The sequence below is a fragment of the Streptomyces sp. NPDC048637 genome, assembly GCF_040650675.1.
In the GTDB taxonomy this organism is placed as follows: Bacteria; Actinomycetota; Actinomycetes; order Streptomycetales; family Streptomycetaceae; genus Streptomyces.
In genome coordinates, this window is sequence record NZ_JBEZHQ010000049.1 from 45,617 (window position 1) to 57,266 (window position 11,650).

Consider the following 11,650-nt stretch of genomic DNA (forward strand, 5'->3'; position numbering starts at 1 on the left):
TCACAGTGCAGGTGCCTCCTCAAGCAGCGGGTGACCCCACTTGGCGGTGAACGCGGCCTCGACCGCGGCACCGACCTTGTAGAGCCGGTCGTCGGCCATGGCAGGAGCGATGATCTGCAGGCCCACCGGCAGCCCGTCCTCGGGAGCCAGGCCGCAGGGCAGCGACATCGCGGCGTTGCCTGCCAGGTTGGTGGGGATCGTGCACAGGTCGGCGAGGTACATCGCCATCGGGTCGTCGGCGCGCTCGCCGATCGGGAAGGCGGTGGTCGGCGTGGTCGGCGAAACGATCACATCGACCTTTTCGAAGGCCTTCTCGAAGTCGCGGGTGATCAGCGTCCGCACCTTCTGGGCGGAGCCGTAGTACGCGTCGTAGTAGCCGGAGCTGAGCGCGTACGTGCCGAGCATGATCCGGCGCTTGACCTCGGGGCCGAAGCCGGCCTCACGGGTCAGGGCGGTGACGTCCTCGGCGGACTTGGTGCCGTCGTCGCCGACCCGCAGGCCGTAGCGCATGGCGTCGAAGCGGGCCAGGTTGGAGGAGCACTCCGACGGCGCGATCAGGTAGTACGCGGACAGCGCCAGGTCGAAGGACGGGCAGTCCAGCTCGACGATCTCCGCGCCCAGCTCCTTCATCAGCGCGACGGACTCGTCGAAGCGCTGGATGACACCGGCCTGGTAGCCCTCGCCGCGGAACTGCTTGACGACGCCGACGCGCATGCCCTCGACGCTGCCGTTGCGGGCCGCCTCGACGACCGCCGGAACCGGCGCGTCGATGGAGGTGGAGTCCAGCGGGTCGTGGCCGGCGATGACCTCGTGCAGCAGCGCCGCGTCCAGCACCGTACGGGCACAGGGCCCGCCCTGGTCCAGGGAGCTGGAGAAGGCCACCATGCCGTAGCGGGAGACACCGCCGTAGGTGGGCTTGACGCCGACCGTGCCGGTGACCGACGCGGGCTGGCGGATGGAACCGCCGGTGTCCGTGCCGATGGCGAGCGGGGCCTCGTAGGAGGCGAGGGCTGCACTGGAGCCGCCGCCGGAGCCGCCAGGGATCTTGGTCAGGTCCCAGGGGTTACCGGTCGGCCCGTAGGCGCTGTTCTCCGTCGACGACCCCATGGCGAACTCGTCCATGTTGGTCTTGCCGAGGATGACGACGTCGGCGGCCTTGAGCTTCTTGGTGACCGTGGCGTCGTAGGGCGGCAGCCAGCCTTCGAGGATCTTCGAACCGACGGTGGTGGGAACCCCCTCCGTCGTGAAGATGTCCTTGAGCGCGAGCGGGACACCGGCCAGCGGGCCGAGCTTCTCGCCTCGGGCGCGCTTCTCGTCCACGGCGCGGGCCTGGGCGAGCGCGCCCTCGCGGTCGACGTGCAGGAAGGCGTGCACCTTCTCGTCGACGGCCTCGATGCGGGCCAGGTGGGCCTCGGTCACCTCGACGGCGGTGAGCTCGCCGGCGGCGATCTTCGCCGCGATCTCGGCGGCGGTGAGCTTGATCAGGTCTGCCATGTCGGTCACTCCTCCCCCAGGATCTGCGGCACCTTGAAACGCTGCTGCTCCTGGGCCGGGGCGCCGGAGAGCGCCTGCTCGGGGGTCAGCGACGGACGGACCTCGTCCGGCCGCATGACGTTGGTCAGGGGCAGCGGGTGGGAGGTCGGCGGTACGTCTTGATCGGCGACCTCGGAGACGCGGGCGACCGCGCCGATGATGTCGTCGAGCTGTCCGGCGAAGTGGTCGAGCTCTTCGGCCTTCAGCTCCAGACGTGCCAGCCGGGCGAGGTGGGCGACCTCCTCGCGCGTGATGCCAGGCATGCAGCGATCCTCTGGTGTTCTTGGCGGAGTGTTCCGGGCGGAATGTCCAGGCGGAGTCTTCTCGTCGAATGCTCCTGTGAACTTTTCCGGCCCAATCCTATGGCGTACGGAAGAGCTGCCGCGAAACCGTTTCCCCATGGGCGCCCGCGAGCGCCGGGCCCGGACCGTTTCCAAGATCCGCCGACGGACGCCACGACCCCTTACGGAGCCTCCGGCCGGAACGCCTCACCGGCCTCGTCCGGCGCCTCGGCCTCCTGCTTCTCGGCTTCCTCCGTCCCGGCTTCCTCCGTCCCGGCGGATGGTGCGGGCTCGGCGGGCGGGGCGGGCAGCTCGGGCTTGTCGGACAGGGCGGGCTCGGCGGGCGGGGCGGGCTCGGCGGACGGCTCGGGATCGTCGGACGCGTCGGGCTCGGCGGACGGCTCGGACTTGTCGGATGCGTCAGGCGGGGCGGGCACAGCGGACTGGCCGTTCGTGCCGGACCCGTCGGGCGAGGCGGGCTCGATGGACGCGTCCGCCGCAGCGGGCGGCTCGGACGGCCCGTGTTCACGCTCGTCGGGCCGGCCCTGGGCCGGTTCCTCGTCGGGCCGGGCCTGGGTCGGGGGCGGCTGCGCGGGTTCTTCGGAGCGGGGACACGGGACGGCCGGTGGCCGGGTCAGTTCAAGACCTGTCCCGAAGGGCGCTCGGCGGCCTTCTCCGCCGCCAGGGCGGCCGTCTCCGATTCGCGCTGCCAGCCGCGTTCTCCGCGGGCTCTCAGCCAGGCCGTGGTCTCGTCCGGTGGCATCGCCGCGGCCACCAGCCAGCCTTGTACGGCGTCGCAGCCGAGGTCGCGCAGCCGCTCCCAGGTCTCATCGTCCTCGACGCCCTCCGCGACGACCAGGAGGCCGAGGGAGTGGGCGAGGTCGAGGGTGCAGCGGACGATCTCCGCGTCCTCGGTGTCGACGGCCAGCCGGGCCACGAACGAGCGGTCGATCTTGAGCTCGCTGACCGGGAGGCGTCTCAGGTGGACGAGGGAGGAGTAGCCGGTGCCGAAGTCGTCGAGGGACATCTTGACGCCGTGCGCGGTGAGCCCGGCGAGGGTGTCGGCGGCCCGCTGCGGGTCCTCCAGGAGGACATGCTCGGTTATCTCCAACTGGAGGGCGCCCGGTGGGACCCGGTGCCGGGCGAGCCGCGCGGCGACCGCTCCGGCGAAGCCCGGGGAGTGCACATCGCGCGGGGAGACGTTGACGGCGACCGGCACCTCCAGGCCCATCGCGCGCCAGCGCGCCACCTGGGCGAGCGCGGTCTCCAGGACGTACTCCGTCAGCCGGGGCATCAGCCCGGAGGACTCGGCGATGGCGATGAACTCGTCCGGTGGCACCCGGCCGCGGTCCGGGTGCACCCAGCGGACCAGCGCCTCCAGCCCGGCGACATGCCCGTCGAAGCCGACCTTGGGCTGGTAGTGCAGCTCGACGTCGCCGGCGTCCAGGGCGCGGCGCAGATCGCCCAACAGGCCGAGCCGGTCAGGGGTGTTGCCGTCCCGCTTGGCCTCGTAGAGCTCGACACCGCTGCGGTCGCGCTTCGCCTGGTACATCGCCACATCGGCGCGGCGCAGCAGCCCCTCGGCGTCCAGGGCGTGGTCGGGGAAGACGGCGACCCCCGCGCTGGCTTCCAGCACGAGGGTCAGTCCGTCGAGGTCCAGCGGGGAGCCGAGGGCGGCGACGAGGTTGCGGGCCGCCCGCTGGGAGCTGGTGAGGGAGTCGGTGGTGGGCAGCAGGACGGCGAACTCGTCGCCGCCGAGCCGGGCCGCCTCGGCGCCGCGTGGGAGGGCGTGCCGCAGGCGGTCGGCGATCTGCAGCAGCAGGCGGTCGCCGGCGAGGTGGCCGAGGGTGTCGTTGACGGAGCGGAAGCGGTCCAGGTCGATGAGGACCAGCGCCGAGCGGGCGCCGACGCGCTCGGCGTCGTCCAGGGCGGTCCAGGTGCGCTCCAGCAGCCACTGGCGGTTGGGCAGGCCGGTGAGCGGGTCGCGCAGCTGCTCCTCGGCGCGGGCGCGGGCTATCCAGAGGGTGGAGTCCAGCGCGATGAGCGGGACCGCGAACAGCGGTAGCAGCAGGGGGGCGTGGAGGGCGCAGACGGCGATCAGCGGGGAGATGCCGAGCAGCGCGATGCCGACGAGTGCCTGACGGACCACGGCCGTTCGGGGGATGGCGGGCAGCTGGCCGGTGCGTGGAGTGAGGCTGACCCACAGCAGGCCGCGGCTGACGAGGAGGTAGGCGGCGGCGGTGACGACGACTTCGGGCAGGACGGAGAGGTTCCAGGTCGCCGGGGCCCAGGGGTGGCGGACGCTGGAGACCACGCCGAACGCGGCGAGGCCGAGCGCCGCGGTGCCGAGGCCGAGGATGTCCACGGCGCCGTGCACCACGGCCTGTCGCCAGCGGTGCCGGCGGGCGGCGCCCACGAGGACGACCACGGAGAGGCTGACGAGGACGGCGGGCATCCAGCCGTACAGCAGCAGGGTGGCGAGGGCGAGGGCGGCGCCGGAGCCCGTGCCGCCCCACCAGCGGTCCCGGCCGAGGGCGACCAGGTGGCCGACGATGATGCCGGTGAGGATCGCCAGCGACCAGCCCACGGAGCCGCCGGGGAACAGTGCCTCACCTTCGCCGAGAGTGACGATGACGCCCGAGGCGAGCGCGAGGCCCGCCACGGTGACGATGGTCGCGGGCAGCGCGGGCACGACGAGCCGCCGGAGCCGCGACGCCGGAGCGGCGCTGTCGGTCGGTTTCATTCCGATCCCTCTCACAGCCGGCTGTGCCCGCGCCACGGCAGGCGCACTCCTCAACAGTAGGCCGCGGAAGGCCGCGACGGGCAGCGATCGACGACGGTTGCCCGAATGCGACCAGGCGTCGCGGATCAATCTGGTATGCGCCGATGAGGTGACACCTCACTCCTCCTCAGGTGGAGTGACAGCTACCGCTCGCGCTGCGTCAGGACCCTGCTCCAGCAGCACCGCGAAGCCATCATCGTCCAACACGGGGACCTTCAACTGCATGGCCTTGTCGTACTTCGAACCAGGGTTGTCGCCCACCACTACGAATCCGGTCTTCTTCGAAACGGAACCGGTCACCTTCGCTCCGAGGTTCTGGAGGGCCTCTTTCGCGCCATCTCTGGTGTGTGACTGAAGTGTGCCCGTTACGACGACGGTGACGCCTTCCAGCGGCCGCGGGCCCTCATCACCCGTTTGCTCCTCCTCCATTCGGACGCCCGCGGCCCGCCAGCTCTCGATGATCTGCTGGTGCCACTCCACGGCGAACCACTGCTTCAGCGAGGCGGCGATCGTGGCCCCGACCCCGTCGACGGCGGCCAGCTCCGTCTCGTCCGCCTCCCGGATGCGGTCGATCGAGCGGAACTCCCGCGCCAGCGCCTCGGCCGCCACCGGGCCCACATGCCGGATCGACAGCCCGGTGATGATCCGGGCCAGCGGGCGCTGCTTGGCCGCCTGGATGTTCTCCAGCATGGCCAGGGCGTTCTTCTTCGGCTCGCCCTTCTGGTTGGCGAAGAAGGTGACGACCTTCTCCTCGCCGGTCTTCGGGTCGCGCTTGGGCAAACCGGAATCGGGGTCGAGGACATAGGACTTGATGGGCAGCAGCTGTTCGATGGAAAGGCCGAAAAGATCGCCTTCGTCCTTCAGCGGCGGCTCCGCGGGCTCCAGCGGCTGGCTGAGTGCCGTCGCCGCGACATAGCCGAAGTTCTCGATGTCCAGACATTTGCGGCCGGCCAGGTAGAACAGCCGCTCACGGATCTGGGCGGGGCAGGCACGGGCATTGGGGCAGCGCAGGTCGATATCGCCTTCCTTGGCGGGCTGCAGCGCCGTCCCGCACTCGGGGCACTCGGCCGGCATCACGAACTCCCGCTCGCCGCCGTCCCGCAGATCGACGACCGGGCCCAGGATCTCCGGGATGACATCGCCGGCCTTGCGGATCACGACGGTGTCCCCGATGAACACACCCTTGGCCTTGACCACGTCCTGGTTGTGCAGGGTGGCGAACTCCACCTCGGAGCCGGCCACCGTCACCGGCTCGACCACGGCATACGGCGTGACCCGTCCCGTACGGCCGACGCCGACGCGGATGTCGACCAGCTTGGTGTTGACCTCCTCCGGCGGGTACTTCCAGGCGATCGCCCAGCGCGGCGCCCGCGAGGTCGAGCCCAGCCGCCCCTGGAGCCGGATCTCGTCCAGCTTGACGACCACGCCGTCGATCTCGTGCTCGACGGCCGTGCGGCGGGTTTCGGCGTCGCCGTAGTGGGCGATGAACTCGCGCACCGCCTCCAGGGAGTCGACGACCTCGTTGTGCGTGGCCGTCGGCAGGCCCCACCCCTTGAGCAGGTCGTAGGCCTCCGACTGGCGGTCGATCTCCAGGCCCTCGCGGGCGCCGACGCCATGGACGACCATGTGCAGCGGCCGGCTGGCGGTGATCTTGGGGTCCTTCTGGCGCAGCGAACCGGCCGCGGCGTTACGGGGGTTGGCGAACGGCGGCTTGCCGTCGGCCACCAGCCGCTCGTTGAGTTCGAGGAACTTCTCCATCGGGAAGTAGACCTCCCCGCGCACCTCGACCAGGTCCGGGATCCGGTCGCCCTTCAGGCGGTGCGGGATCTCGGCGATCGTACGGACGTTGGGGGAGATGTCCTCGCCCGAACGGCCGTCGCCGCGGGTGGCGGCGCGGGTCAGCCGGCCCTGCTCGTAGGTGAGGTTGACGGCGAGACCGTCGACCTTCAGCTCGCACAGGAAGTGATACCCCGCACTCCTGGGATCGCCGCCCAGCTCACCGGCGATCCGCTCGGCCCAGCCCGCCAACTCCTCGTTGTCGAAGGCGTTGTCGAGCGAGAGCATCCGTTCGCGGTGCTCGACCTCGGTGAACTCCGTGGCGTAGGCCCCGGCGACCTTCTGGGTCGGGGAATCGGGGGTGCGCAGCTCGGGGTGCTCGTCCTCCAGGGCTTCCAGGGAGCGCAGCAGCCTGTCGAACTCCGCGTCACTGACGACCGGGGCGTCCTTCACGTAATACCGGAAGCGATGCTCCTCGATCTGCTCAGCGAGCTGCGCGTGCTTCTCCCGCGCCGCTGCGGGCACTTCGGATTCCGCTGCGTGCTGTTCGCCAGCCACCGTCTTGTCCTCCCGTGGTCCTTGAGTGCGGTCACTCAGGGTTGTCTGCGAGTGATCTCGCCGCCCGGACGCAGTGGGCGAGAGCAGAGCGGGCATAAGCGGGCGAAGCGCCCGCCAGGCCGCACGACGGAGTGATGACCACGGACTCGCTGAGAGTCCCCGGTGCCAGCCCCAGCCTGCGCCACAGCGTCCTGACACCCATGACGCTACCGGCAGGGTCTGACAATCGGCCGTCCACGCCCGGCACCACGCCTGCGAACAGCGTCGTACCGCCCTCGACGGCCTCCCCGACCGTCTCCTCCTCACGCTCGGTGAGCAGCGAGAAATCGAACGAGACGCCCGTGACACCGGCCCGCCGCAGCAGCCCGAAGGGCACCTCGGGCGCGCACGAGTGGACGACCACGAGGCCGCCCTCCGCCACCCCGACAAGATCACGCAGCGCGCCCTCGACGACCGCACGGTCCACCGCCCGGTGGGTGCGGTAGCCGCTCGCCGTCTTCACCCGCCCCTGGAGCACCGCCGTCAACGACGGCTCGTCGAGCTGCAGCACGACCCGGGCGCCCGGAATCCGCCGCCGTACGTCCGCGAGATGGCCGCGCAGCCCTTCCGCCAGGGACGCCGCAAGATCCCGGCAGGCACCGGGGTCACCGACGGCCGCCTCGCCGTTGCGCAGCTCCAAAGCGGCGGCCAGGGTCCACGGACCGACCGCGGAGACCTTCAGCGGGCCCTCGTACCCCTGGGTGAACTCCTCCAGGGCGTCGAGGTCCTCCCCGAGCCAGGAGTGGGCCCGCCGGGTGTCCCGGCCGGGCCGGTCGCTGATCCGCCAGCCGCTGGGCTCCACATGGCCGTAGACCTCGACCAGCATCCCGAGGGTCCGGCCGATCATGTCGGCGCCGGGCCCCCGGGCCGGGAGCTCCGGCAGATACGGGAAGGTCTCCAGCGATCCGGTGACGGTTCTGGCCGCTTCCCGCGCGTCACCGCCCGGCATCGATCCGATCCCGGTCGCCGCGCCCGCGGTCCACTTCTGCGTGCTGTTCTCGCTCACCCAGGAAGGGTATGCGCCGGTGTGCGGGGCGGGGTGCGGGAGGTGTGCGTGCCCGGGGCGGCCGTGCCGCCGCGGTCCGCCCCGCCCGGATGCGTACGGCGGTCACACTCCGGTGCGTACGGCGGTCACGCTGCGGTGCGTACGCCCCGCCACACCAGGCCGGGTACGCCCCGCACGCCGGGCCGTGCACGCCGCTCACGCCCGGGTGCGTATGCCCATCCGGCCGGCCACCGCCGCGATGGCCAGCGCGCCCGCCGTCAGGGCGAAGGCGAAGGCCGCGCCCTGGTAGCCGCTGCCCGCCCCCGTCAGTACCGCGCCCATACCGGCGATGCCCACCAGGGAGCCGATCTGGCGGTTGGCGTTGAGGGTCGCGCTGCCGATATCGGTGTGCTCGCGGCCCGCGGCCGCCATCAGGACCCCGGTCATCGCCGGGGAACTGACCCCGCTGCCGATGTTGGTGACGGCGAGCACCACCGCGAGCACCCAGTACGGCAGGCCGGGGGCGAGGAGCAGGAACAGCAGGGCGTAGCCCGCGGCGGAGAGTGCCAGGGAGGCGGTGAGCGCGGTCCGGTTGCCGATCCGCAGGCCGAACCGGGCATAGAGCATGTTGCCGAACGGGATGACCAGTACGGCCGGCAGCATCTGCAGCCCCGCCGTCACCGGACTCGCCCCGCGCGCGGTCTGGAGGAAGAGTCCGAGGACGAACAGCGCCCCGTAGAAGGCGAAGTTGAAGAGGAAGCCGACCACGTTGGCCGCGGCGAAGCTGCGGTCCGCGAAGAGCGAGACCGGCAGGATCGGGGTGCGGGCGACCCGTTCGCGGACGAGGAAGCCGGCCAGCGCGGCCGCCGCGACCGCGAATGCCGCCAGGACGAACGGTGCGGACCAGCCCCTGTCGGGCCCCTCGATGAGCGCGTAGCTCAGCGCCCCGAGGGCCAGCAGGGCGAGGACATGGCCGCTGCCGCCGAGCGCCGAGCCGCGGGCCGGGACCGCCGCGATCACCCGGCGGGTCAGCAGCAGCCCGGCAAGGCCGATGGGGAGGTTGACGAGGAAGATGCTGCGCCAGCCGAGCGTGCCGACCAGGAGGCCGCCGATGGTCGGCGCCAGCCCTACGGAGGTGGAGATGATCGCCGACCAGATGCCGAGGATCTTCGCCCGGCGCGCCGGTTCGGGGAAGGCGTTCATCAGCAGCGACAGCGAGCTGGGCATGAAGAGCGCCGCGCCCGCTCCCTGGACGAAGCGGGCCGCCACCAGGACGGCGCCGTTCGGCGCGACGGCGCCCAGCAGGGACGCGGCGGTGAAGACGGCGAGCCCGACGAGGTAGATCCGGCGGGCGCCGAACCGCTTCGCCAGCGAGCCGGCGAGCAGCAGCAGCGCGGCGAAGGCGAGGACATAACCGTCGACGACCCAGGTGAGGCCGGACATGGTCAGTCCGAGCCGGGCCCGCAGATCGTTCGCGGCGACGTTCATGATGCCGGTGTCCAGGCTGGCCATCACGAACCCGAGTGCCAGGACGAGGAGTTGGGCACCGCCGCGGGACCGGACCGGCGAGGGACCGGGCGTCTGCGCCTTGCCCTGACCCCGGGTGGCCGTCCCGTCCTCGCGCGCCGTCGCGTGCGGCGCAGGTTTCTCAGTGATCATGGTTTTAGTTAAAGCTGTAGCCATCCCTGGCGGCAATAGTTATAGCTATAACTTTACTGAACGCAGACGAAACGGCCGGGGCCCCGGGATGCGGTGTGCATCCCGGGGCCCCGGCGGCGAGTTACTCCCGCGAGCGGGTCAGTCGCCCCGCCCCAGCGCCCTCAGCAGGTCATTGCGCAACGCCACCCGCTCCTCGCGCGAAAGATGATCGAGCGGCGAGGCGGTACCCATCCGCCGCAGCAGATCGAGCCGCAACTCCCGGCCCGCATCGGTGAGTACGAGCTGCTTGGCCCGCCCGTCCAGAGGGTGCGGCCGGCGTACGACCATGCCCTGTTTCTCCAGCTTGGAGATGACATAGGTGACATTCGGCGGCTCACAGCACAGCACCGCGGCCAGCTCCCGCGCCGTCTTCGGCTCGCCGAGCTCCTCCAGCGCCTTGGCCTGCGTCGGCGTCAGATCGAGCTCGGCGATCCGGCTGCGCTGATGGGCGTCGAGCCGGCGGCTCAGCTCCGTCACGAGCCCCCGGATCTCCCGGAACCCGCACCCCGCCGCCGCGGTCGACTTCGCTTCAATGGTCACCCATGCAGCGTACGTCGCCGCGGCACAAAGCAGCGGTGCGCGGACCGAAGCTGTGGAAAACCGCCAAAGGGCGGCCCCGGACGTCAGCGTCCGGGCCGCACCGACACATCGCTGATCTCCGCGTCCCGCGGCAGATCGATGGCCGTGAGGATGGCCGTCGCGACCGACTCCGGGTCGATCCAGCGCGCCGGGTCGTACTCCTTGCCCTCCTGCCGGTGGGTGCTCTCCTGCATCGGCGTGGCCGTACGCCCCGGATAGACCGACGTGACCCGGACGCCGTTGTCGTGCTCCTCCGCCCGCAGCGAGTCGGCCAGCGCCTTCAGGCCGTGCTTGGTCGCCGCGTACGCACCCCATTGGGCACGCGCGCTCAGCCCGGCACCGGAGTTCACGAAGACGACATGCCCCTGGGCGACCCGCACCAGCGGCAGCAGCAGCCGGGTGAGCTCGGCGGGCGCGACCAGGTTGGCGGCGAGCTGCCGCTGCCAGGCCTTGGCCGGCAGATCGGCGACCGCACCCAGCTCGATCACGCCCGCGCTGTGCAGGAGGGAGTCGATACGGTCCGGCAGCGGCTGCTGCCCGAAGGCCCAGGACAGCTTTTCCGGGTTGGCGAGATCACCTACGAGCGTCCGGGCGCCGGGGAACTCCGCGGCCAGCTCCTTCGCCCGCACCGCGTTGCGCGCCAGCAGCCACAGGTCCTCCCCGCGGTCCGCGAGCCGCCGTGCGACCGCCGCTCCGATGCCCGACCCTGCGCCCGTGATCAAGTGCGTACCCATGGGGCCGATCCTAACGAGCGGGACGGCCGGACGCGGGGCGCCGCGGCTCAGGCCTGCAGGCCCGCCTTCTCCTCCAGGTAGGCCAGCGCACCGACGCCGTCCGCGGCGAAGAAGACCAGGTCGGTGAGGGGAAGCGGCAGAAAGCCCTCCGCCTCCATCCGCTGGAACTGCTCCTTCAACCCGTCGTAGAAACCAGCGGTGTTGAGCAGCACCACCGGCTTGCTGTGCATCCCGTGCTTGCGCAGCTCCAGGATCTCGGTGGCCTCGTCCAGGGTGCCCGTACCGCCGACCATGATGACGACGGCATCGGCGCGCACCAGCATCTGCGCCTTCCGCTCGGCGAGGTCCTTGGTGACGACCATCTCATCGGCACCTTCGCGCGCCTTGTGCGCCAGGAACTCCACGGAGACGCCGATCAGCTTCCCGCCGGCCTCCTGCACCCCGTCGGCCATGACCTTCATCAGGCCGGTGTCCGAACCGCCCCAGACCAGCGCATGCCCGCCCCTGCCGATCAGCTCGGCGAACTCGCGGGCAGGCGTGACATAGCGGTCGTCGAGATCGGCGGCGGAGCAGAAAACGCAGATATTCATGCGGTCACCCTACGAGCCGGCCGGGCCGGGGGGGGGGGGGGGGGCCCCCCCCCCCCCCCCCGCCGCCGGCCCCGCCGCGGGCGCGGGCGCCGGGG

10 protein-coding genes are annotated in these 11,650 nt (G+C 71.5%); all 10 read right to left on the minus strand.

What is annotated here, in order from left to right; genetic code table 11:
* Nucleotides 1–1,503 carry an Asp-tRNA(Asn)/Glu-tRNA(Gln) amidotransferase subunit GatA gene (gene gatA, locus AB0C46_RS36410; RefSeq protein WP_362833304.1) on the minus strand — a complete coding sequence of 501 codons (1,503 nt, stop codon included), beginning with the start codon at nt 1,501–1,503 and terminating at the stop codon, nt 1–3.
* Entirely contained in the window at nt 1,500–1,796 is a 297-nt protein-coding gene (gatC, locus tag AB0C46_RS36415) for an Asp-tRNA(Asn)/Glu-tRNA(Gln) amidotransferase subunit GatC (protein WP_006602950.1), read from the minus strand. The genes gatA and gatC overlap by 4 nt, the downstream gene beginning before the upstream one ends.
* A gap of 200 nt (nt 1,797–1,996) precedes the next feature.
* On the minus strand, nt 1,997–2,251 hold the full coding sequence (locus AB0C46_RS36420; protein ID WP_362833306.1) for a hypothetical protein: 255 nt from the start codon (nt 2,249–2,251) through the stop codon (nt 1,997–1,999).
* A 197-nt stretch (nt 2,252–2,448) separates the two neighbouring features.
* Nucleotides 2,449–4,557: a bifunctional diguanylate cyclase/phosphodiesterase gene (locus AB0C46_RS36425; RefSeq protein ID WP_362833308.1), complete on the minus strand. Its 2,109-nt coding sequence runs from the start codon at nt 4,555–4,557 to the stop codon at nt 2,449–2,451.
* A gap of 156 nt (nt 4,558–4,713) precedes the next feature.
* On the minus strand, nt 4,714–6,930 hold the full coding sequence (ligA, locus tag AB0C46_RS36430; protein WP_362833309.1) for an NAD-dependent DNA ligase LigA: 2,217 nt from the start codon (nt 6,928–6,930) through the stop codon (nt 4,714–4,716).
* Between the two features lie 31 nt (nt 6,931–6,961).
* On the minus strand, nt 6,962–7,975 hold the full coding sequence (locus tag AB0C46_RS36435) for a methionine synthase (protein WP_362833311.1): 1,014 nt from the start codon (nt 7,973–7,975) through the stop codon (nt 6,962–6,964).
* A 195-nt stretch (nt 7,976–8,170) separates the two neighbouring features.
* Nucleotides 8,171–9,613 carry an MFS transporter gene (locus AB0C46_RS36440; RefSeq protein WP_362833313.1) on the minus strand — a complete coding sequence of 481 codons (1,443 nt, stop codon included), beginning with the start codon at nt 9,611–9,613 and terminating at the stop codon, nt 8,171–8,173.
* Between the two features lie 138 nt (nt 9,614–9,751).
* Nucleotides 9,752–10,129, minus strand: a complete 378-nt coding sequence (locus tag AB0C46_RS36445) for a MarR family transcriptional regulator (protein WP_362833325.1) — start codon at nt 10,127–10,129, stop codon at nt 9,752–9,754.
* A gap of 146 nt (nt 10,130–10,275) precedes the next feature.
* Nucleotides 10,276–10,965 (minus strand): SDR family oxidoreductase, encoded by a 690-nt coding sequence (locus AB0C46_RS36450; protein WP_362833315.1) that lies wholly within the window; start codon nt 10,963–10,965, stop codon nt 10,276–10,278.
* Nucleotides 10,966–11,012: 47 nt separating this feature from the next.
* Nucleotides 11,013–11,555 (minus strand): TIGR00730 family Rossman fold protein, encoded by a 543-nt coding sequence (locus AB0C46_RS36455; RefSeq protein ID WP_362833317.1) that lies wholly within the window; start codon nt 11,553–11,555, stop codon nt 11,013–11,015.
* Nucleotides 11,556–11,650 lie beyond the last annotated feature (95 nt).